This window comes from [Micrococcus luteus] ATCC 49442, assembly GCF_010367585.1.
Classification (GTDB): domain Bacteria; phylum Actinomycetota; class Actinomycetes; order Actinomycetales; family Micrococcaceae; genus Arthrobacter; species Arthrobacter luteus_A.
Genome location: NZ_JAAAXP010000001.1, coordinates 608,563 through 630,748 on the forward strand (window position 1 = coordinate 608,563; position 22,186 = coordinate 630,748).

Sequence of the window (22,186 nt, forward strand, 5' to 3'; positions counted from 1 at the left end):
TGGGTAGTTAAACAGGTCGTGAGGGGTGCTTCATTGGAAGAACGTTCGGCATCGGTGCCAATGGCAGGCGGGGACGAGACATCCGGCCGCGGAGTACAGGCCGGGTTGACGGCTTCCCCACGCCCTGCTCCGGTTGTCCCGGTGGACAATTCGGGTGCCCGGCCAACGTTCCCCGGCCGGCGGGAACGCACGCGCTCCCGCTTGGCCCGCCTGACCGGCCGCGGAGCCCCCACGTATTCACCCATCCTTGAGCCGCTGCTCCGTACCGTCCGGGCGAACAACCCCAAAGAGGATTTCGACCTGATCCAGCGCGCCTTTGACGTCGCTGAGAACAGCCACCGCGGGCAGAAGCGCAAGAGCGGTGATCCGTATATCACCCACCCCGTCGCTGTCGCCACCATCCTTGCCGAACTGGGCCTCAGCGGCACCACCCTGGCCGCTGCCCTGCTCCATGACACGGTTGAGGACACCCCGTACACCCTGGCGGACCTCAAAAGGGACTTCGGGCCCGAAGTCGCCATGCTGGTGGACGGCGTCACCAAACTGGACAAGGTCAGCTTCGGTGAGGCCGCCCAGTCCGAGACCGTCCGCAAGATGGTTGTGGCGATGGCCAAGGACATCCGGGTCCTGATGATCAAGCTTGCGGACAGGCTCCACAACGCCCGGACCTGGCGTTTTGTCTCAGCAGAGTCATCGGCCCGCAAAGCACGTGAAACCCTGGAAATTTTCGCGCCCCTTGCCCACCGCCTCGGCATGAACACCATCAAGTGGGAGTTGGAGGATCTGTCCTTCGCTGCGCTGTACCCGAAGGTGTACGAAGAGATCGTCCGGATGGTGGGGGACCGCACGCCGGAGCGTGAGAAGAGCCTCGGCGTCATCCGTGACCAGATTACCGAGGACCTCCGGGAAGCACGGATCAAGGCCACTATCACCGGCCGGCCGAAGCACTATTACTCGATCTACCAGAAGATGGTGGTCCGGGACAAGGACTTCGACGATATCAACGACCTCATGGGCGTCCGTGTGCTGGTCGATTCGGTGCGGGACTGCTATGCAGCGCTGGGCACCATGCATTCTCGTTGGAACCCGCTGCCGGGGCGGTTCAAGGATTACATTGCCATGCCCAAGTTCAACATGTACCAGTCCCTGCACACCACGGTGATCGGCCCGGGCGGCAAGCCTGTTGAGATCCAGATCCGCACGCACGAGATGCACCGCAGGGCAGAGTATGGTGTGGCCGCACACTGGAAGTACAAGGACCAGCCCAACCGCACGGCCGTTGGCCCCGGAAGCCCCCGCGACGGCGACATGGGGTGGCTGAGGTCCCTGGTTGACTGGCAGCAGGAGACCTCGGATCCGGGTGAGTTCCTGGATTCCCTGCGGTTCGAGATCAACGCGCGTGAAGTGTTTGTCTTTACTCCCAAGGGTGAAGTCATGGCCCTGCCTGCCGGCTCAACCCCCGTCGATTTCGCGTACGCCGTCCATACCGAAGTGGGCCACCGGACCATCGGCGCACGGGTCAACGGCAAACTGGTTCCGTTGAACAGCGAGCTCAACCACGGCGACTGGGTGGAGATCTTCACGTCCAAGGCCGAGGGCGCCGGCCCGAGCCAGGACTGGCAGCATTTCGTCAAGAGTGCCCGCGCACGGAACAAAATCCGTCAATGGTTCAGCAAGGAACGCCGCGAAGAGGCAATCGACCGGGGGAAGGAGCTCCTCACCCGGGCCATGCGGAAGCAGAACCTCCCCCTGCAGCGCCTGATGACACACGAGGCCCTCGCCACGGTGGCCGCCGAGTTCAAGTATGTGGACATCTCCGGCCTCTATGCCGGTGTTGGCGATGGACACACCTCAGCCCAGTCCGTCATGGAGAAGCTTGTCGAAAGCCTGGGCGGCAACGAGAGCACCGATGAGGACATCACCGAAGTCAGCATCCCGACGCAGGTGGCCAAGACCAAGTTCTCGGACTCCGGCGTGGTGGTGCGGGGCGTCGGCGATGTCTGGGTAAAGCTCGCCCGCTGCTGCACGCCCGTTCCGCCGGACCCGATCCTGGGATTCGTCACCCGCGGCTCCGGTGTTTCGGTGCACCGTACGGACTGCACCAACATCTCGGACCTCAAGGACCAGCCGGACCGGATCGTGGATGTTGACTGGGCCCCCACGCAGTCGAGCGTTTTCCTGGTGGAGATCCAGGTTGAGGCGCTGGACCGTAAGTCGCTGCTCTCGGACGTGACGCGGGTCCTGTCGGAGAACCACGTAAACATCCTGGCCGCCAGCGTGAACACCTCCAGCGACCGGGTGGCCATCTCACGGTTCGCTTTCGAGATGGGCGACCCCAAGTACCTCAGCCACGTCCTGAGCGCCGTCCGGCGCATCGACGGGGTGTTCGACGTCTACCGGACGACCGGCAACAAGCGCCGGAGCTAGCAGGGCGAGCTTCTCCAGGGCTGCGCGCTTGTGCGGGACCCGGGGCGTAGCTTCGATGGCGAGGACGAGCAGGCGGAGCCGTACGTCCTTTTGCGGGCGCGCCAGCAGTCCCGCCAGTGCGGGTATGGCGCGGTGTGCGTCAACGTGCAGCGCAATATCCACGGCCGTCCTCAGCGGGCTTGAGACCATCAGCCCGCCCATGCTGACGACGTCGAAAGGGCCGAGCCTGACTTCATGGAGTGTGCAGCCCCGGGTGTTGCGGAGACTCGAAATCCGCCGTTTCGCATCCACAAGCAGCGCCAACCGGTCCGGTTCGTCAGCGCAGCCGTAGATCCAGGCCGCCGTCATCCTGCCGGCCACTACCCGCTGCCGGACAGCAGCCGGGACCGCAGCGGCCGCGGCCCTGGCCCTGAGCTGGGCTGAGACCTGGACATCGGGCAGGGTGTAGCCCTGGTGGTGGAACTTCGACAGGACACCATCCGTCGCCAACGTCTGCAGTTCGGTCCACGTAAAGGGTTGCCCTGGCGAGTACATGTCCGGGTGCTGGGGCAGTGACGTGGTGGCCATTCACCCATCCTGCCGCGCGGGTCCTTAAACACACAGGCCCCGTTCCGGTTATGTGGATAACCGGAAGGGGGCCTGTGCGGTACTGCCTGGCGCGTTAGGAGAGCTCGCTGGCGGAACGCTGGATCTGGTCAAGCCAGGCCTGCCTCGCCTCGAGGGCTTCGCGGGCTGCCTTGATCTTGCGCTGGTCGCCGGCGTTCTCTGCCTTGGCGAGATCGTCCTGGAGGCCGGAGATTGCTGCTTCCAACTGCGAGAGTGCGCTGTTGGTGCGCGCTTTGGTCTCTGGGTTGGAGCGCTGCCAGTTTTCCTCTTCAGCGTGACGGACAGCGTCCTCCACCTTGCGCAGGCCGGCTTCGATCCGTCCCATGTCGGCGCGGGGAACCTTCCCGGCCTCTTCCCAGCGGTCACGGATGGACTGGAGCGCCTTCTTGGCGGCGTTCAGGTCCTTGACCGGCAGGATGGCGCCGGCCTCCACCAGGAGGGCTTCTTTCACAGTCAGGTTGGCCGCGTATTCCTGGTCGATCTCCTCGTTGGCTGCCTGCCGGGACGTGAAGAACACGTCCTGGGCCGCCCGGAACCGTGCCCACAGGGCGTCATCGTCCTTGCGGCTCGCGCGCGGCGACGCCTTCCACTCGTCCATCAGCCTGCGGTACTCGCCGGCGGCGAAGCCCCAGTCGGTGGATGAGGACAGTGCCTCCGCCTCGGCGATGAGCTTTTCCTTGGCCGACTTCGCCGCGGAGTTGGTGCTGTCCAGCTGAGAGAAGTACGCGCGGCGGTGGCGGTCGAAAACAGTCCGTGCAGCACGGAACCGCTTCCACAGTGCGTCCTCGTTGCTGCGGCCAAGCCGGACGCCGCTCTTCTGGGCCGTCTTCCAGCTTTCGAAAAGTTCATTCATGCGCGCGCTGGAGGTTTTCCACTGGATCTGCGCCGGATCCTGGCCGGAGATGCTTTCGGCTTCGGCAACGATTGCTTCGCGGGCTGCCAGCTCGGCAGTGCGAACGGCATCATGCTCCGCCTTCTCTGTCTTCTCCAGCTCGGTGATCTGGGCGGAAACGGCATCCAGGCGGGCTTCCGCCGAGCGGAGATCCCCCACCATGTTCCGCTCTGCAAGCTGCTCACGCAGGTGGGTGACAGTCTTTTGCATGTCGGTGCTGGGCGCCTTGGAACTGACACGCTGCTCGAGGAGCAGGACCTGCGCCACGATGTCGTCATATTTCCGCGCGAAATACCCCAGCGCCTCGTCATTGCTTACGCCGGGGTACTGGCCCACCGGGTGCTCTTCGCCGTCGATCGTCAGGAACACGTGGCCGTCGCCTTCGACGCGGCCCCAGCGTGCAGCTTCGGCCAGCGAGGTCGCAGACGCGACGGGCGCAGCGGCTGCAGCCGGTGCGGCAGCGGCCGGCTTGGGCCTGGCGGCGAAGGCGGCAGGTGACGGAGCCGGACGGGGAGCGGGGGCGGGTGCAGCGGGCTGCCCAGCCGCGGGCTCTTCCGCGACGGACGCGTCAGCTGCGGACTCTTCGGCCGCAGGCTCTCCACCCACGGACGCGTCAGTGGCGGCCTCTTCGACCACCGCTTCGTCCGCCGTGGCTTCGTCAGCCGCTGTTTCGTCAGCCGCAGGCTTGTCAGCGACGGGCGCCTCAACTGGTGCTTCCTCAGTCACCGCCTCATGGGCCACGGGTGCCTCCGCGGCGGCGTCATCGGCCGTTGCGTTATCGGCCACTGCCTGGTCAGCTACTGACTGCTCGGCCCCGGGGGCCGTTGCGTCGGTCAGGTCTGCTGCTGTTTCGTCGGATTTCTGACTGTCTGTCACCGCTAAAAGTCTTTCGCTTGGAGGAAAATACTCACATACTGCACCGCAGCCGTGAGGCCGGGCTTCCTACTTCAGAGAGAACGAGTCTATCGTGACTGGTTCGACGGGGGCGCCGTCCGTGTCGCTGCTGCCCGGAGTAATACCTGCCGCAGCGATTCCGGACACCACATCCAGTCCCGACGTCACCCTGCCCACCACGCTATAGCCGCCGGCAGCATCCGCGGGAATCGTTGTGTCTTTATAGACGATGAAGAACTGCGTCCCGTTTCCGTAGGCATTGTTGCCGGTCCTCGCAACGGCGATGGTGCCGGCGGGATAGACGTTGTCGGCCGGGACGTTTTCCAGCGGACCCCAGGTATAGTCGGGATTTCCGCTGCCTTGGCCATCGGCGGATCCGCACTGCAGGACGCCGAAGCTTTCACTGGTGGTCAGCCGGTGGCACGTTTTGCCGGTGAAGTAGCCTTCGTCGCTGAGGGACTTGAAGACTGCGGCAGCCTGGGGCGCTTTGGTGCCGTCAAGTTCGACGCCCACCGCACCCCGGTTCAACGCCAACTCCCCGGTGAACACCTTCCCGGCGGCTGTTTCAGGTGCCGGTATGTTGGCAGCATTGGTGGGCGGCGCCGAGGCAGTGGGGGAAGCTGAGGGCGTGGTGAGCCCTGCCTCAAGAGCTGCGAATTCGTCTTCCGTGGGGTTGCCTGCAAAGGCAGTGAGTTGAAGCACGACGGCGAGCACCACGGCGGCGGTTCCGGCACCGGCCGCGATAATATTGTCGCGTTTACGCCGTGCTTCCTGGTCCCGCCGCAGCCCGCGCTTCGCCTCCATCTGCTGGATGCGCCGTTTGGCCTCGCGTGCACTGCGTGAACTGGCCGCCAAGGGTCCTCCTGTATGTCGGTCTGCGGCCCGGCCGGCAAGGTCCGGGCACAGTTGTCTGCCGGCAGTCATCGCAGCACCCTGCCGGCGTATTAGAGATGCAGGCGGAAGGCGCATAAACTGACTGCCGCACATAGTTTATGCACGAGTTGCTGGACAGCCGCCGTTCCTGGCCCGTTTCGGGCGGAATGCCGGGAAAGTCCCAGGCGCCCTTCATCAAGAGGAGAACTTCCACCATGGCACGCACCGCCTCCCTGTCCGGATTCCCAGAGTGGCTTCCCGAGGAGCGGCTGGTGGAGCTGCACGTGCTGGACACCCTGCGCAAGGTTTTTGAATTGCACGGGTTCGCGTCCATCGAGACCCGCGCCGTGGAAACCGTCAGCCAGTTGCTCCGCAAGGGCGAGATCGACAAAGAGGTTTATGGCCTCAGCCGGCTCCAGGATGACGAGGCTGACTCGGCAGAAGGAACCAAGGCGGGAAAGTCCGATCCGCACGCCCTGGCCCTGCACTTCGACCTGACGGTGCCCTTTGCCCGCTACGTCGTCGAAAATGCCGGCTACCTGGCGTTCCCGTTCAGGCGTTACCAGATCCAGAAAGTCTGGCGCGGCGAACGCCCGCAGGAAGGCCGCGCCCGTGAATTCACGCAGGCTGACATCGACGTCGTAGGGGACGGCGAGCTGCCCTTCCGCTATGACGTGGAGATTGCACTGGTGATTGCCGAGGCCCTCAGTGCCCTCCCCATCCCGGACTTCCGCCTGCGCATCAACAACCGTAAACTCGCCGAAGGCTTCTACCGCGGGATCGGCCTGGACGACACCGCCGGCGTGCTTCGCAGCATCGACAAGCTCGAAAAAATCGGTCCGGCCAAGGTCGCTGAACTGCTCAAATCGGAGCTCGGTGCCACCGACGGGCAGGCAGAGCTGGCCCTGAAGCTGGCCGGGATCCGCACTGAAGACGCTTCGTTTGTGGCACAGGTCCGCGCGCTCGGCGTAACCAATGACCTGCTGGAAGAGGGCCTCAACGAACTGGAGCAGGTCATCGACGCCGCCGTGCAGCGCGCGCCCGGCAAGGTGATTGCCGACCTCAGCATTGCCCGCGGGCTGGACTACTACACGGGCACCGTGGTTGAGACTGTCCTGGTGGGCCACGAGCAGCTCGGATCGATTTGCTCCGGCGGCCGCTATGACGCCTTGGCGAGCAAGGGTAACCGCAAGTTCCCCGGCGTCGGACTCTCCATCGGCGTCACCCGGCTGGTGTCGCGCATCCTCAGCCAGGACCTGGCCAAGGCCTCGCGGTCCGTTCCCACCGCCGTGCTGGTGGCATTGACCACGGACGATAGCTGGGGCGCCGCGCAGGATGTCGCGGCTCAGCTCCGAAGCCGGGGCATCGCCACGGAAGTTGCGGCGAAGGCTGAGAAGTTCGGCAAGCAAATCAAGTTCGCGGACCGCCGGGGCATCCCGTTCGTCTGGTTCACGGACGACGACGGCAATCACCAGGTCAAGGACATCCGCTCCGGAGACCAGACCCCTGCCGATCCCGCACTATGGACACCGCCGTCGGAAGACCTGACCGTTCAGGTAACAACGGCAGCAGCCCTCCCCGCCTGACCAGACGGTTCCTGCGGCGCGCCCATAACGCCGGCTAGCGGCGCAGCTTGAGCACGAGGAACCTCACGGCCACCCCCAAGGCAAGGACTGCCGCCATCCCCAGCACCGAAGCGGGCGGCAGTGTGAACGCCAGCAGCAGGCAGCTGGCAAAGCCAACAACGTTCAGCCATCTGGGCGCATGGTAGGGGTGTTCATCCAGTGTGTAGGCCGCAGCGTTGGTGACGGCGTAATAGATCAGTACACCGAAGCTGGAGAAGCCCACCACGGTCATCACGTCGGTGGTCAGGAGCAGCAGGATGACGATGGCGGCTACCGCGAGTTCCGCGACGAACGGCACCGTGTGCCTGCCGCCCACCCGCGCCAGCGGCGAAGGCAGGTCCCGCTCCCGTGCCATCGCCAATGCAGTTCTGCCCACCCCTGTGATGAGCGCCAGCAGTGCTCCGAGGCACGCCGCTGCGGCGCCGGCCTGGACCAGCGGGGCACCGGCCTCGAACCGTGAATTGACCACGGCCTCCAGAAGCGGAACCGCGCTTGCCGCCAGGCGGCCGTCCGGCAAGTGGGTTTGAAGCACAACGGCAAGTCCCAGATAGATGACGAACGCCCCGCCCAACGCGGCAAGGATGGCGCGTGGAATGGTCTTGGCCGGATCCTTGACTTCCTCGCCCAGCGTGGCGATGCGGGCGTAGCCGGCAAAAGCGAAGAACATCAGGCCGGCCGCCGGCAGAACGCCGCCGAGCCCGCCCGTGGAACGGCCCGGGGCGGAGGGGGCCCCGGATGGCTGCGGCCCCACGAGGGCGGCGACAGCCACGAACACCAGGGTTGCCAGCACCACGCACAGTAGGATCCGCGTGAGCAATGCCGTGCGTGTGATCCCGAAGAGATTGACCGCCGTCAGCACAACCACTGCTGCCACCGCAACGGGAACCGCGTAGCCAGGGGCGACGTAGTGGCCGAAGGTGAGGGCCATGGCAGCGCAGGAAGCCGTCTTTCCGCTGACAAATCCCCAGCCGGCCACGAATCCGGGCCACTCGCCGAGCCGCTCCCGGCCGTAAACGTAGGTCCCGCCGCTGGCCGGATAGCGGGCAGCCAATTCAGCCGACGCCACAGCGTTGCAGTACGCAACGGCTCCCGCGAGGAGTACGGCCAGCACAAGGAAATTTCCGGCCAGGCCGGCCGCCGGGGCGAAGACAACAAAAACTCCGGCGCCGAGCATGGAGCCGAGTCCGATGGAGGTGGCGTCAAACACGCCGAGCCTCCGTTGAAGCTGGCGGTGCTGGTTCATGGGGGAGGCGGGCCTTTCCAGCGGGTAAACTCGAACGGGATTGTTCCCGGAATGATCCTATGCATCTTTAAGTCTTTAGTTTTCCCTGCTGTCTCTTTCAGAAAGGCGTGCTGTGCTGCGCACACATGACCTCGGATCGCTTCGCTCCGAGCACATTGGACAAACCGTAACCCTGGCCGGCTGGGTAGGCCGCCGCCGCGATCACGGTGGTGTTGCATTCGTGGATCTCCGCGATGCGTCCGGCGTGGCCCAGGTTGTGGTCCGTGAAGAAGAGGTCTTCCACGGCCTGCGCAACGAGTACGTTCTGCAGGTCACGGGCACCGTTTCCCAGCGCCCCGAGGGCAACGAGAACCCCGCCCTGGCCACCGGCAGCATCGAGGTCATGGCGGATAAGGTGGTCATCCTGAACACCGCTGATCCGCTGCCGTTCCAGATCGACGAGCACGTCGAAGTAGGCGAGGAAGCCCGCCTGAAGCACCGCTACCTGGACCTTCGCCGCCCCGGCCCCGCCCGGAACCTGCGGCTGCGCTCCGAAGCCAACCGGGTTGCCCGCGAACTGCTGCACCAGGACGGTTTCGTCGAGATCGAGACGCCCACGCTGACGCGTTCGACGCCGGAAGGCGCCCGCGACTTCGTGGTCCCCGCACGCCTGGCACCGGGTTCCTGGTATGCACTGCCGCAGTCCCCGCAGCTTTTCAAGCAGCTGCTGCAGGTGGGCGGTTTCGAGAAGTATTACCAGATCGCGCGCTGCTACCGCGATGAGGACTTCCGCGCCGACCGCCAGCCGGAATTCACCCAGTTGGACATCGAAGCCAGCTTCGTGGACCAGGACGACATCATTGCCCTCGGCGAAAACATCGTCAAGGCCCTGTGGAAGCTGATCGACGTCGAGATCCCCACGCCTATCCAGCGCATCACGTACGCGGATGCGATGGCACGGTACGGCTCGGACAAGCCCGACCTTCGCTTCGGCGTGGAGCTGACGGAGCTTACGGACTTCTTCAAGGACACCAACTTCGGCGTTTTCAAGGCCCCGTATGTCGGTGCAGTGGTGATGCCCGGCGGTGCTTCCCAGCCCCGCCGCACCCTGGATGGCTGGCAGGAATTTGCCAAGCAGCGCGGCCACAAGGGCCTGGCATATGTCCTCTTCAAGGAGGACGGCGAACTGGCTGGTCCGGTAGCCAAGAACCTGACAGACACTGAGCGTGCCGGCCTGGCCGACGCCGTGGGCGCCAAGCCGGGCGACTGCATCTTCTTCGCCGCGGGCGAGAAATCTGCCGCCCGCGGCCTTCTCGGCGCCGCGCGCGTGGAGATCGGCCACCGCACCGGCCTGATTGACCCCGAGGCATGGGCCTTCTGCTGGGTGGTGGACGCGCCGATGTTCGAGCCTGCTGCCGCTGCGGTTGCCTCCGGCGACGTGGCCGTTGGCGGCGGCTCCTGGACTGCCGTCCACCATGCCTTCACGTCGCCCAAGCCGGAGTTCATGGACACGTTCGACAAGGACCCGGAATCGGCGCTGTCCTACGCTTACGACATTGTCTGCAACGGCAACGAAATCGGCGGCGGCTCCATCCGTATCCACGAGCGCGACGTCCAGGAACGCGTGTTCGAACTTATGGGACTGGACCGGGCAGACGCACAGACGAAGTTCGGATTCCTGCTCGAAGGCTTCAAGTTCGGCGCCCCTCCGCACGGTGGCATCGCTTTCGGCTGGGACCGCGTTGTGGCACTGCTGGCCGGCGTCGAGTCGATCCGCGACGTCATCGCGTTCCCGAAGACCGGCAACGGCTATGACCCGCTGACCCAGGCTCCGGCGCCCATCACGGCGCAGCAGCGCAAGGAAGCCGGCGTGGACTTCAAGCCACAGACGAAACCGGACGAGCCCAAAAAGGCCGAGTAATTCAGGCACGGTAATGACCAAGCCCCCGGGTGTGAACTGGACCAGTTCACACCCGGGGGCTTTTCGCCGCGGAAGGATCACATGACAGCTCCATCTTTGCGGGACCTTGAAGCGCTGATGGACGCTGCCTGGCCTGCTCCGGACCGTGCTGAAGCCAACGGCTGGGTGTTGCGGGCGGCATCGGGAGTGACGCAGCGTGCCAACTCGGTCTGGCCGCGCGAGCCGGGCAGCGATTCCCCTGGTCGCCATGCGGCACTGCGGGCGGCCCGGCTTTGGTACCGCGACCGCCGGCTGCCGCTGATCTTCCAGCTGTTTGATGATCCCCGCTCCGCCGGGCTGCATGCTTTCCTGGACGCGGAAGGCTTCACCCGCCAATCCGAAACCCTGGTGATGTGGCGGGACGCGGGGACAACACCCGCCAGCGCGGACAGCGCCGTGCCCCAACCAGCCGTGCCCCAACCAGCCGTGCCGCAACCAGCCGTGCCCCAACCAGCCGTGCCCCAACCGGCGGTGCCGGTGTCCGGCGTCGAACTCTCCGCAGAACCCTCGCCCGAGTGGCTGGAACTGTGGTGGCAGGTGGACGGCCGCGGCGGCGGTGCCGAGCTCGCCACTGCGCGCACGATTCTGACGGGCTGCCCCGCGATATACGCGCTGGTGAGGTCCGATGACGGGGTTGCCGCCGCCGTCGGCCGCCTCGCCCTGCCGCCTGGCCGGCCCGGTGGCAGGGGAGAGGTCCTTGGCGGCGAAGCAGCTCGTTGGGGCGGGCTGTATGGCATGGCCACCCGCCCCGATGCCCGGCGCCGCGGCTACGCCCGTCAGATCATGCGGGCACTCCTGAACGAAGGCACTGCACGCCGGCTGGCCGGGTACTGGCTGCTGGTCACTGCCGCGAACCAGGGAGCGCAGCAGCTCTACGCCGGCGCGGGATTCAGCGAAGCCGGGCGCTATCTCTACCGCCAGGACCGGCTGAAGCGGCACCTGACCGGCTGCTGAAACCGGGCCGGCGCCCGCTGTCGGATGCAACCCGGGGTCACTTTCCGCCCCCTAAGCACCGCCTATCCGGCGACAAATGACTCCGCATTGGATGAGGGGATCTTCTTATACTTGAAGCTTCAATGAAAACCGGCTAGTATGAATCCATGACACAGACACTTGGCCAGCCCCCGGTTCTCTTCCTCAGCCACGGTGCGCCGCCGCTTGCCGACGACGCCACCTGGACCCGCCAGCTGCACGACTGGTCCGGCACCTTCACGAAGCCCAAGGACATCCTGATGGTCTCGGCACACTGGGAGAATGCCCCCGTAACCCTGAGTGCAACGCAGCGGGATCCCGGCCTTGTGTATGACTTTGGCGGTTTCGCCCAGAAGTACTACGAGGTTCAATACGACGCGCCGCAGGCTCCGGAGCTCGCTGCGGAGGTGGAGCGGCTTGTTGCCGTCCACGGCCACCACGTCGAGCGCGATGAGAGCCGCGGGCTCGACCACGGCGCCTACGTGCCGCTCAAGGAGATGTTCCCGGACGCCGATGTGCCGGTCGTCCAGATGTCCATGCCCACGCTGGATCCGCAGGGCCTGTTCAACCTCGGCATGACGCTGGCACCGCTGCGCGATCGCGGCACCCTGATCGTTGGTTCGGGGTTCACGACGCACAACCTGCGCTGGTTCAACCCTGCCGGCGGCCCGGACAGTGCTCCGCCGGCGGCCTCCAGCGAGTTTGACCACTGGGCTGAAGAAGCCATGGCGCGGGGCGACGTTGATGCAATCCTCGACTTCCTGAACAAGGCCCCGGCCGCCCGTCAGGCGCACCCGCGCAGTGAGCACTGGGCTCCGCTGTACGTGGCGCTCGGCGCAGCCTACGGCTCCGGTGACCTCAATGCTAAAACTGCCATCGACGGCTTCTGGTACGGCTTGTCGAAGCGCTCCTGGACCCTGACGTAGGAGTCACGGGTCCGTAACCTGGATCCGCACGGCGCAGACATCCGATGCGGCCTTCTTCAGGACTGAGCCGTTGGGGTCGGCCACATCCAGGAACGCCAGCCGGGAGAGTGAGGCGCAGGGCCTCATGACAGGTTCGTCCATGACCAGACCCGCCAGGGTCCGGTCACCGCCGGGGGCCAGGTACTCGATGACGTGGCCGCCAAAGACTGCTGCCGCGTGGACTGCCACCTTCTCCACCAGCCCGTCGGCCTGATTGGCCCGGCGGCGGGCTAACCGCTGCTGGGACTGGCCGCCGGCCGCGGACCGCGACTGCACATAGCCGGACCCGGTCTTTGACGCCAGCACGGCGCCTTCCTGCACCACGGCCGCTGCATAGCCGCCGCGCCGCACCAGCACCAGGCCCACAGTCCGGGGCTGGCCGGCCGCGGACGCCAGGCGCTCCAGCGGATCGGCGCCGCGACCCGGCCGCCCGTCTGCCGGCCACGGTGCCTGGAGCAGCGCGACGGTGCCGTCGGCCGCCAGAAGCCGCACGCCGTCGTCGTCATCGCTGAGCCGAAAGCCGCCGTGCGCGGCGCTGAAGCGCCCGGTCCACCCGGCGAGGCGCGCGGCCGGCACAAAAGCCGTCCTGACCGACCCCGCGCGGCCGGAGCCCGCGCCACCGAATCCCGCACGGCGCGGACTGTCGGTGCTGCGAGCGGTCATGGCGGTCCTTTGAGGGGTGCGAAATCGTAGTGGTGAACTATGAGTAGCCTATCTATGTGGATGATCTCTTCGGCCAAGTGCCCGGCAATGACGACGACGGCAGTGACGAACCGTCGCCGGCCGACCGCGCGGCGGCAAGCCGCAGTGCGGCGCAGCGCAGCCCGCTGGCCGTCAGGATGCGGCCGCGCACCCTTGACGACGTTGTGGGACAGCAGCACCTCCTCGGCCAGGGCTCGCCACTTCGTCAGCTTGCGGCCGGTACCGACGCCGTTGGGCCTGCGGGACCGAGCTCGCTGATCCTCTGGGGACCTCCGGGGACCGGAAAGACCACGCTGGCGCATGTCATTGCCAAGGGCAAGGGCCGGAAATTCGTGGAACTCTCCGCGATCACCGCCGGTGTCAAGGATGTCCGGCGCGTGATGGACGAAGCCCTCACTGCGCGTGACCTCTACAAGACCACCACCGTGCTGTTCCTGGATGAGATCCACCGATTCAACAAAGCACAGCAGGATGCGCTCCTGCCCGGCGTGGAAAACCGCTGGGTTGTCCTCGTGGCGGCAACGACGGAGAACCCTTCCTTCTCAGTGGTCTCGCCGCTTCTGTCCAGGTCGCTCCTGCTCACGCTGAAACCACTGACGGACGCGGACATCGAGGGGCTTTTGCAGCGCGCCGTCGCGGACGGGCGGGGCCTGAACGGGAAGGTGGAGCTCAGCCCGGAGGCGCTGGGCCACCTCGTCAGGCTGTCCGGCGGCGACGCCCGGCGGGCGCTGACCGCCCTGGAGGCAGCCGCCGGAGTCGCATTCGGTGACGCCGATGACGCCGACGCGGACTCGCCGGTCACCGTTGAGCTCAAGCACACCGAACGCGCCCTGGATGTGGCGGCCGTGCGGTACGACCGGGCCGGCGACCAGCATTACGACGTGGCAAGCGCCTTCATCAAATCAGTCCGCGGCTCCGACGTGGACGCCGCCCTGCACTACCTGGCCAGAATGCTTGAGGCGGGGGAGGACCCCCGCTTTATTGCCCGGCGCATTGTGATTTCCGCCGCAGAGGACGTGGGCATGGCCGACCCCACCGCCTTGCAGACGGCCGTGGCCGCGGCCACCGCCGTGCAGCTGATCGGCATGCCTGAAGGCCGGATCGTCCTGGCCGAAGCCGTGGTGCATCTCGCCACGGCACCGAAATCGAACGCTGCGTACATGGGGATAAACAAGGCCATCGCGGACGTCCGCGCGGGCCTGGGCAATGGAATTCCGGCGCACCTGCGCGATGCGCATTACCCGGGCTCGAAACAGCTCGGCCACGGCAAGGGCTACAAGTACGCCCACGACGCGCCGCACTCAGTGGCAAGCCAGCAGTACCCGCCGGACGACCTCGTGGGCCGTGACTACTATGAGCCCACCGCCAACGGCGCGGAGCGGGACATCGCAGTCCGCCTGGACCGGCTGCGGAAGATCATCCGCGGCACCTGAGCCTGGCAGCACCTGGCAGGGGCGAATGGGGGATTGCAGGGGAATCCTGCTAAGATGGTTCGTTGTCTGGCAAGGCACGGACGCAATCTCCCACATTTTTCAGTATTCACTGCTTCATGTCGGGGTAGCACTGTGCCCAGTAGCAAAAGGCAGCGGTTGGCCGATGCTCTCCATCGTGGAGGCCAGTAACACTGACACACCGCAGATATTGGAAGGACACAAGTGGCTAACAACACTCGTGCTCGCCGTACAGCACGCCTCTCGCGTGCACTCGGCATTGCTCTGACCCCCAAGGCCGCCAAGTACATGGAGCGCCGCCCGTACGGCCCCGGTGAGCATGGCCGTGCCCGCAAGAAGCAGGACTCCGACTACGCCGTACGCCTGCGCGAAAAGCAGCGTCTGCGCGCCCAGTACGGCATTCGCGAAGCCCAGATGACCCGTGCCTTCGAAGAAGCACGCCGCACCAAGGGCCTGACCGGTGAAAACCTGATCGAACTGCTCGAAATGCGTCTCGACGCCCTCGTGCTGCGTGCCGGCTTCGCCCGCACCATCGCCCAGGCCCGCCAGCTGGTTGTGCACCGCCACATCCTGGTTGACGGCATCCGCGTTGACCGCCCGTCCTTCCGCGTCGGCGAGGGCCAGCTGGTCCACGTCCACAGCCGCAGCGAAACCATGGTTCCGCTCCAGGTTGCAGCAGCCGGCGCGCACCGCGACGTCCTGCCCCAGGTTCCGGCCTACCTGGACGTCAAGCTTGACGCCCTGCAGGCACGCCTGGTCCGTCGCCCGAAGCGCTCCGAGGTTCCCGTAACCTGCGAAGAGCAGCTCGTCGTCGAATTCTACGCACGCTAAATCCCAGCAGCGTATACAAAGAAGCCCGTGGCAAGCGCCACGGGCTTCTTTGTATGTAAGGTACTTGGGGGACATCTGCGGAACGCAAAAAGGCAGCGTGCGCGGTGCGAAGAAATCCACGTCAGTTTCAAGGAGTTGAACGTCTATGTCTGGTGGCGATATTGCCGGCCTGATCGCGGCCGGGGTGTTTGCACTCCTGGTGCTGCTGCTCGCCGTACCGATCCTGAAGCTGGGCAGTGTCCTGGAAGAGATCCGGACCTCCATCCGGTCCATCAGCGACGGCGCCACGCCCCTGATGGACGAGGTCACCGCCACAGTCACCACCACAAACCAGCAGCTGAAGAAGGTGGACGGCATCGCCTCCAACGTTTCTGATGCGTCAGCAAACCTCTCCGCGCTGTCCTCCCTCGTTGCAGCGACGGTGGGCTCGCCGCTGATCAAGGTGGCCGCCTTCAGCTACGGCGTGCGCACAGCCCTTGCCAACCGCAAGAAGCCCGCGGCCGGCCGCCGCAGCCGCTAAGCGACGGAAGAACAGAACATGAAACGACTTGTCTGGATGGGAATCGGCGTCGCGATCGGAGTCATCGCGTTCCGAAAGGTCACCGAAGCCCAATCGAATTTGGGGCCCGAGGGCCTGAACAGGGCTGTGGGCCGCCTGGCCGACGGCCTCTACGACTTTGCCGACGCCGTCCGGTCCGGCATGCACGAGCGTGAAGCGGACCTCCGTACCGCCCTTGGTGTTGAATCCCAGGAAGTGGCCCGGCGCTAAGCGGCCGGAAAACGCGCGAGAATTAAACCAGCAGTTTCCGGTTGCCGGTACTGCCGTCTGAATCAAACCGTCACGCGTCTGTCCGCGTGATCCAAGAAGGGTAATAAACAGCTCATGAAGTCGCAGGAGATCACAAAGCGCTGGGTGGACTTTTTTGTCAGCAAAGGCCACACAGCGGTTCCCTCCGCCTCGCTGGTCTCCAGCGACCCCTCCCTGCTGTTCACCGTTGCCGGCATGGTTCCGTTCATTCCGTACCTGACTGCCCGCGAAGAGGCCCCGTACTCGCGCGCCACCAGCATCCAGAAGTGCATCCGCACCGGTGACATCGAGGAAGTGGGCAAGACTGCCCGCCACGGCACGTTCTTCCAGATGTGCGGCAACTTCTCCTTCGGCGATTACTTCAAGGAAGACGCCATTAAGTTCGCCTGGGAACTGCTCACCAAGAGCGTGGACGACGGCGGCTACGGCCTGCCGCCCGAACTCCTGTGGGTCACCGTCTACCAGGATGATGACGAAGCCCGGGACCTGTGGCTGAAGAACACCGGCGTCCCGTCTGAGCGGATCCAGCGCATGGGCAAGGCTGACAACTACTGGCACACCGGCCAGCCCGGCCCCGCCGGCCCGTGCTCGGAAATCTACTACGACCGCGGACCCGCGTACGGCGCTGAAGGCGGCCCGCTCGCGGACGAGAACCGCTACGTCGAAATCTGGAACCTCGTCTTTATGCAGTACCAGATCGACAATGTCCGCTCCAAGGACGACTTCGACATTGTGGGTGAACTGCCCAAGAAGAACATCGACACCGGCCTGGGCATGGAACGACTTGCCATGATCCTGCAGGGCGTCGAGAACATGTACGAGACCGACCAGGTCCGGCCTGTGATCGACAAGGCCGCCGAGCTGTCCGGCCGGGAGTACACCTCAGCCGAAACGGCGGACGATCCGCACCACACGGACGATGTCCGCATGCGTGTAGTGGGCGACCATGTCCGCTCCGCCCTGATGCTGATCGCCGACGGCGTGACGCCCTCCAACGAAGGCCGTGGTTACGTCCTGCGCCGCCTCATCAGGCGTGCAGTCCGCTCGATGCGCCTGCTCGGCGTCGAAAAGGCCTGCCTGCCGGACCTTCTGCCCGCCTCGCGCGATGCGATGAAGGGCGTCTACCCGATCGTGGAGACGGACTTCGACCGCATCAGCCGGATTGCCTATGCCGAAGAGCGGGCCTTCCTGCGGACCATTGCTTCGGGCACGGCCCGCCTCGAGGATGCCGTGACGGTATCCAAGGCCGCCGGCACACCGCTGTCCGGCGCCGATGCGTTCGCCCTGCACGATACCTATGGCTTCCCGATCGACCTCACCCTGGAGATGGCTGAGGAAGCCGGGCTCAAGGTGGACGAGGCCGGTTTCCGCGCCCTCATGCTGGAACAGCGCCAGCGCGCCCAGGCCGATGCCAAGGGCAAAAAGGGCGGCCACGCCGACCTCAGCGCGTACCAGGAGATGCTGGGGGAGGGCGAGACCGTCTTCACCGGCTACGGAGAGCTCGACGGCGAATCCCGCGTCCGCGGACTCCTCAGCGGCGGCCAGCGTGTTGCCCACGCCGCTACCGGAGACGAAATTGAACTCGTCCTCAACGAAACCCCCTTCTATGCCGAAGCCGGTGGCCAGTCCGCTGACACCGGGCTCATCACCGGAGACGGCTTCGTCGTGGAAGTCCTGGACGTCCAGCGCCCCGTCAAGGGCCTGAGCGTGCACAAAGCGATTGTCCGCGAAGGCGAGATCTCCTCGGACGCCCTGGTGCGCGCCGCCGTCGACCGTGAACGCCGCCACGCTGCAGAGCAGGCCCACACCGGTACGCACATCGTGCATGCAGCCCTCCACCAGATCCTCGGCCCGCAGGCCACCCAGCGCGGTTCCTACAACAAGGCCGGGTACCTGCGCTTCGACTTCGCCTGGGGCGAAGGCCTGAGCACCGCCACCCGCTCGGAAATCGAGGAAGTGTCCAACCTGGCCATCCGCAACAACTTCCGGGTGGACACCAAGGTCATGGGCCTGGCCGAGGCCAAGGCCCTGGGCGCCATGGCGCTGTTCGGCGAGAACTACGGCAGCGAAGTACGTGTTGTGGAGATCGACGGCGCGTGGTCCCGTGAGCTCTGTGGTGGCACGCATGTTGCCAACACGTCACTGATCGGCAGCCTGTCGCTGCTCGGTGAACAGTCGGTCGGTTCAGGCAACCGCCGTGTTGAAGCCTTCGTGGGCATGGATGCCTTCCGCCACCTGGCCGCCGAGCGCGCGCTGGTGACCGAGCTCACCGAGATGCTCAAAGTCCCGTCCGGGCAGCTCGCCGACCGGATCGCCAGCACGCTGAACAAGCTCAAGGCCACCGAGAAGGAACTTGACCGTCTCCGCAAGGAACAGCTCACCGCTGCGGCAGCCAACCTTGTGGGCACGGCCAGGGATGCCGCCGGGGTTAAGGTCATCGCGCACGACGCCGGCCAGATTGGCGGTGCCGACGACGTCCGCAACCTTGCCCTTGACCTGCGCAACCGGCTCGGTTCCGAAGCGTCCACCGTGGCAGTGGCCGGTGTCAGCAATGACCGTCCCATGATCCTGGTGGCCACCAACGAGGCCGCCCGGGCAGCAGGCGTGAAAGCAGGCGCCCTGGTGCGGCTCGCGGCAGGAATCCTGGGCGGCGGCGGCGGCGGCAAGGACGATGTGGCCCAGGGTGGCGGCACTGACGCTACCAAGGTTGCCCCGGCGCTTACCGCCGTCGTGGACGCCATTACCCGGCGCTAGGGCCCCATGACTGAACCCGTTGCAGCCGTCGGCTACCCCCAGGGCATCAAACTGGGGGTAGACGTGGGCACCGTCCGGGTGGGTGTCGCCATCTGCGACCGCGATGCCATCCTGGCCACGCCGTACAAGACCCTGGACCGGAATGCGAAAAAGAACTCCGACGTCAGGGTGATCGCCTCGCTCGCGCAGGAACTCGGCGCCCGCCAGATCTTCGTGGGACTGCCCCGCACCATGAAGGGGGAGGAGCACGCCTCCGCCCGGATGGCCACCGAGTACGCGGAGCTGCTTGTTGCGGAACTGGCAGGCCGCGGCCTGGACGTGCCCGTCAACCTCGTTGACGAGAGGCTCAGCAGTGTCACGGCCCACCGTAACCTGCACGAAGCTGGCATGAGCAGCCGGAACCACCGTAAAGTAGTGGATCAGGTTGCAGCGGCAGGTATTCTCCAGCACGCCATTGACATGCAAAAAGCCAGGGGAACGGACGTTGGGAGCCGCGTGAGCGTGCCGCCCCGTCCGCAGCCTTCCGGGCCGGGGGAGTCAGCGCACGCTGGCACCGCGGCCGCCGAAGGCAAGTCTCGATCTCAGAACACGGAAGGCTACAGTGAGCCCGTCCAATAACGACGACGCCTCAGGCGCCACCAACCACGATGGCGCCAGGCCGCTGACCCGAAAAGAGCTCCGCGCATTGGAGAAGCACACCGACGACACCAACGCGGTTCCGGAACAGGCCTACCAGACAGGCCAGTACCCGCCGGTACCAGCGCACGAGCCTGACGCTTTCGACGCTCCAGCTCCAGCTCCAGAGGATGCTGCACCGGAGGTGCCGGCGCGCGAACCTGCTGTGCCTGCCCAGCCGGTTGCCGAGACGGTGGCAGGGCAGGTCGCCGAGCCCGTTCAGGCACCCCAGCCGGTTGTGCCCTCGTTGCCGGATACTCAGCCGTCCATCCAGGAAACCGCACCCGGCGGGGAAGACCACCAACCGGAAACCGTTCATGATGTCCACCCTGAGCCTGTGGAGGAATTCCACGCCGGGCCGGCCGCCTACGCCCGGGATGCCGAGCCCTTCGAGGGGCACCCGACCGGCTACGCCCACGCTGAGGACGGTCACGTCTACCAGGACCCGCACTACGCTGACGCCCATTACGAGGACCACCATTACGACGAACACGATCCCCATGGGCATTTCGTCGACGACACACATGAGACCCACCCTGACACCGGGCTTCTCGGCGGTGCGGCCGGTGCGGCAGTGGTAACAAAGCCCTCGAAGAAGGTACGGCGCAGGCGGCGTCTCCTGGCCCTGTTCCTGACGCTGGTGGTGTTTGTGGCCGCTATTGCCGTGGGTGCGCAGTTCCTGAAGCCCCTGCTGGGAAGTGACAAGGCGAGTGACTATCCCGGGCCCGGCTCCGGCGAAGTCATGGTTTCGGTCGAGCCCGGCGAGGGCACGCGCTCGTTGGCCGCCAAACTGGAAGCCAACAGGGTCGTGGCAAATGCAGACACTTTCCTGCAGGCATTCACAGCCTCAGGCGCGACGCTGTCACCGGGGGACTTCACCTTCAAGTCTGAGATGAAGAACTCCGATGCTGTAGACGTGCTGCTTGGCCAGGACAAGGCCAAGGTCATCTACTTCGCCCTGAGCGCGGGCCTGCGGATTGACGAATCCCTGCAGGCGATTTCCGATGGATCAGGCATCCGGGTGCAGCAGCTGAAGGAATTCAGCGACTCCCCGCAGCAGTTTGGCCTCCCGGCCGGCGCGAAGAACCTGGAAGGCTTCCTCCACCCCGGGGAGTACAGGTTCCCGCTGGGTACGCCGGCAAAGGACATCCTCCAGACCCTGGTCAAGACGACCACCGACGAACTGGTGGCCCAGGGCATCACCGATCCCGCCAAGCAGTACGAGGCGGTCATTGTGGCCAGTATTGTTCAGGCCGAAGGCGGCCAGGCCGAGTACGGCGACGTCGCCGGTGCCATCTACAACCGGCTCAAGCCCAATGACCAGACGTCCGGTTTCCTGCAGGTGGACTCCGCCGTGACCTACGGCCTGGGAACCAGGAGCTTCAACTTCACGGAAGAAGAACGCCAGGACAAGTCCAACGTCTACAACACGTATGCCAACCCGGGCCTGCCGCCGGGCCCCATCGGCTCGCCCGGCAAGACCGCTATCGATGCCGCTGCAAAGCCGAAGACCAACGACTACCTGTACTGGGTGACCATTAACCTGGACACCAAGGAGACGAAATTCTCCAAGACCCTCGCTGAGCACAACACGTACGTCGAGCAGTACAACACCTGGTGCAAGGCCAACGTGGGCCGCTGCGCATGAGCCTGCGGGCTGCCGTCCTGGGCCATCCGATCAGCCACTCCAAGTCACCGGCCCTGCACCTGGCGGCGTACGCCAAACTGGGGGTGGACATCGGGTACACGGCTGTGGACCTGACCGAGCAGGCGTTGCCGGCCTTTATGCAGCGGGTAAGGAACCAGGACGGGTGGTGCGGACTTTCAGTCACCATGCCGCTGAAAACCGGCATGGTTTCGGAAGTCGACGAAGTCCGCGGCGTGGCCGGCACCCTGGGCGTGGTCAACACTGTGGCCTTTGAGGAAGCCGGCGGTTCCGTCCGGCGGATCGGCTACAACACCGACGTCGCGGGAATCGTCAACGCGGTCCTCAACGCCGGGGTGGTCTCCAGCCCGTCAGCCGTCATCCTGGGCGGCGGCGGAACGGCGGCGGCCGCGGTCGCCGCGCTGAAGGAGCTGGGTACGGCAAAGGCTCAGGTGTTCGTCCGGGACACGTCGCGGGCAGCCGAAGCGCGGGCTGCCGCCGCAGGCGTCGGCCTTGCCATCGACGTCCGGCCGATGACGCAGGCTGCCACGCCCACGGCCAGTGCCGACGTCGTCATCTCCACGCTCCCGCCGCGCGCAGCGGACAGCCTGGCTGATGAGATCGCCGGATTGGGAACCGGAACCCACGGCGTCCTGCTCGACGTGGCCTACGATCCCTGGCCCAGCCGGATTGCCACGGTGTGGCAGGAAGGCGGCGGTGCTGTGGTGCCGGGCCTGGAAATGCTGCTTTACCAGGCGGTGGAACAGGTTCGCCTGTTCACTGGCCGCGGCGAAGAGGTTAATGCGGCTGTCATAGATGTGATGTGCGACTCAGTCGGCCTTCCCCGACGGGCGTTCTAACGGCCATACGTGGCAGGATGGAAA

At 65.7% G+C, this 22,186-nt stretch carries 18 protein-coding genes; 13 read left to right on the top strand and 5 right to left on the bottom strand.

The window, feature by feature from the left end; genetic code table 11:
• The first annotated feature begins 33 nt into the window (after positions 1-33).
• Positions 34-2,427, top strand: a complete 2,394-nt coding sequence (locus GUV69_RS02865) for a RelA/SpoT family protein (protein WP_164199551.1) — start codon at positions 34-36, stop codon at positions 2,425-2,427.
• On the opposite strand, the gene GUV69_RS02870 is transcribed toward GUV69_RS02865, so the two are convergent.
• The 3 genes from GUV69_RS02870 to GUV69_RS02880 all read right to left on the bottom strand — a co-directional run bounded on the left by GUV69_RS02870 (position 2,308) and on the right by GUV69_RS02880 (position 5,674).
• Complete coding sequence (locus tag GUV69_RS02870; RefSeq protein ID WP_164199553.1) at positions 2,308-2,994, bottom strand: type IV toxin-antitoxin system AbiEi family antitoxin; 687 nt, start codon at positions 2,992-2,994, stop codon at positions 2,308-2,310. The genes GUV69_RS02865 and GUV69_RS02870 overlap by 120 nt on opposite strands.
• Before the next feature lie 94 nt (positions 2,995-3,088).
• Positions 3,089-4,801, bottom strand: coding sequence for a DUF349 domain-containing protein (locus GUV69_RS02875; RefSeq protein ID WP_244292597.1), 1,713 nt, complete (start codon positions 4,799-4,801; stop codon positions 3,089-3,091).
• A gap of 66 nt (positions 4,802-4,867) precedes the next feature.
• A complete protein-coding gene (locus tag GUV69_RS02880) occupies positions 4,868-5,674 on the bottom strand; it encodes a peptidylprolyl isomerase (protein ID WP_164199555.1) in 807 nt (268 codons plus the stop codon).
• A gap of 233 nt (positions 5,675-5,907) precedes the next feature.
• On the opposite strand from GUV69_RS02880, the gene hisS reads away from it, so the two are divergent.
• A complete protein-coding gene (hisS, locus tag GUV69_RS02885; RefSeq protein ID WP_164199557.1) occupies positions 5,908-7,278 on the top strand; it encodes a histidine--tRNA ligase in 1,371 nt (456 codons plus the stop codon).
• Positions 7,279-7,312: 34 nt separating this feature from the next.
• Here hisS and GUV69_RS02890 read toward each other — a convergent pair whose 3' ends face one another.
• Complete coding sequence (locus GUV69_RS02890) at positions 7,313-8,560, bottom strand: APC family permease (RefSeq protein ID WP_164199559.1); 1,248 nt, start codon at positions 8,558-8,560, stop codon at positions 7,313-7,315.
• A gap of 112 nt (positions 8,561-8,672) precedes the next feature.
• Here GUV69_RS02890 and aspS point away from each other — a divergent pair, with 112 nt between their 5' ends.
• The 3 genes from aspS to GUV69_RS02905 all read left to right on the top strand — a co-directional run bounded on the left by aspS (position 8,673) and on the right by GUV69_RS02905 (position 12,397).
• Positions 8,673-10,460, top strand: coding sequence for an aspartate--tRNA ligase (gene aspS / locus GUV69_RS02895; RefSeq protein WP_164199560.1), 1,788 nt, complete (start codon positions 8,673-8,675; stop codon positions 10,458-10,460).
• An 81-nt stretch (positions 10,461-10,541) separates the two neighbouring features.
• Complete coding sequence (locus GUV69_RS02900) at positions 10,542-11,453, top strand: GNAT family N-acetyltransferase (protein WP_164199563.1); 912 nt, start codon at positions 10,542-10,544, stop codon at positions 11,451-11,453.
• Between the two features lie 146 nt (positions 11,454-11,599).
• On the top strand, positions 11,600-12,397 hold the full coding sequence (locus GUV69_RS02905) for a dioxygenase family protein (protein ID WP_164199565.1): 798 nt from the start codon (positions 11,600-11,602) through the stop codon (positions 12,395-12,397).
• 3 nt (positions 12,398-12,400) lie between these two features.
• Here the strand turns inward: GUV69_RS02905 and GUV69_RS02910 are convergent, their stop codons facing one another.
• The gene (locus tag GUV69_RS02910) at positions 12,401-13,099 is read right to left on the bottom strand and encodes an acVLRF1 family peptidyl-tRNA hydrolase (protein WP_164199566.1); all 699 of its coding nucleotides are present in this window, start codon (positions 13,097-13,099) and stop codon (positions 12,401-12,403) included.
• A 56-nt stretch (positions 13,100-13,155) separates the two neighbouring features.
• Between GUV69_RS02910 and GUV69_RS02915 the strand changes: the two genes are divergently transcribed.
• The 8 genes from GUV69_RS02915 (at position 13,156) to GUV69_RS02950 (ending at position 22,162) form a co-directional block, all read left to right on the top strand.
• Entirely contained in the window at positions 13,156-14,571 is a 1,416-nt protein-coding gene (locus tag GUV69_RS02915) for a replication-associated recombination protein A (RefSeq protein WP_164199568.1), read from the top strand.
• A gap of 222 nt (positions 14,572-14,793) precedes the next feature.
• Positions 14,794-15,420: a 30S ribosomal protein S4 gene (gene rpsD / locus GUV69_RS02920; RefSeq protein ID WP_111905420.1), complete on the top strand. Its 627-nt coding sequence runs from the start codon at positions 14,794-14,796 to the stop codon at positions 15,418-15,420.
• 145 nt (positions 15,421-15,565) lie between these two features.
• Positions 15,566-15,940 carry a DUF948 domain-containing protein gene (locus tag GUV69_RS02925; protein WP_164199570.1) on the top strand — a complete coding sequence of 125 codons (375 nt, stop codon included), beginning with the start codon at positions 15,566-15,568 and terminating at the stop codon, positions 15,938-15,940.
• Between the two features lie 18 nt (positions 15,941-15,958).
• Positions 15,959-16,189: a DUF6167 family protein gene (locus GUV69_RS02930; protein ID WP_223883678.1), complete on the top strand. Its 231-nt coding sequence runs from the start codon at positions 15,959-15,961 to the stop codon at positions 16,187-16,189.
• A 114-nt stretch (positions 16,190-16,303) separates the two neighbouring features.
• On the top strand, positions 16,304-18,982 hold the full coding sequence (gene alaS / locus GUV69_RS02935; protein WP_164199572.1) for an alanine--tRNA ligase: 2,679 nt from the start codon (positions 16,304-16,306) through the stop codon (positions 18,980-18,982).
• Between the two features lie 6 nt (positions 18,983-18,988).
• Complete coding sequence (ruvX, locus tag GUV69_RS02940; protein ID WP_164199574.1) at positions 18,989-19,600, top strand: Holliday junction resolvase RuvX; 612 nt, start codon at positions 18,989-18,991, stop codon at positions 19,598-19,600.
• Entirely contained in the window at positions 19,584-21,305 is a 1,722-nt protein-coding gene (gene mltG / locus GUV69_RS02945) for an endolytic transglycosylase MltG (RefSeq protein WP_164199575.1), read from the top strand. Before ruvX ends, mltG begins: the two co-directional genes overlap by 17 nt.
• Positions 21,302-22,162: a shikimate dehydrogenase gene (locus tag GUV69_RS02950; protein ID WP_164199577.1), complete on the top strand. Its 861-nt coding sequence runs from the start codon at positions 21,302-21,304 to the stop codon at positions 22,160-22,162. The genes mltG and GUV69_RS02950 overlap by 4 nt, the downstream gene beginning before the upstream one ends.
• Positions 22,163-22,186: the final 24 nt, after the last annotated feature.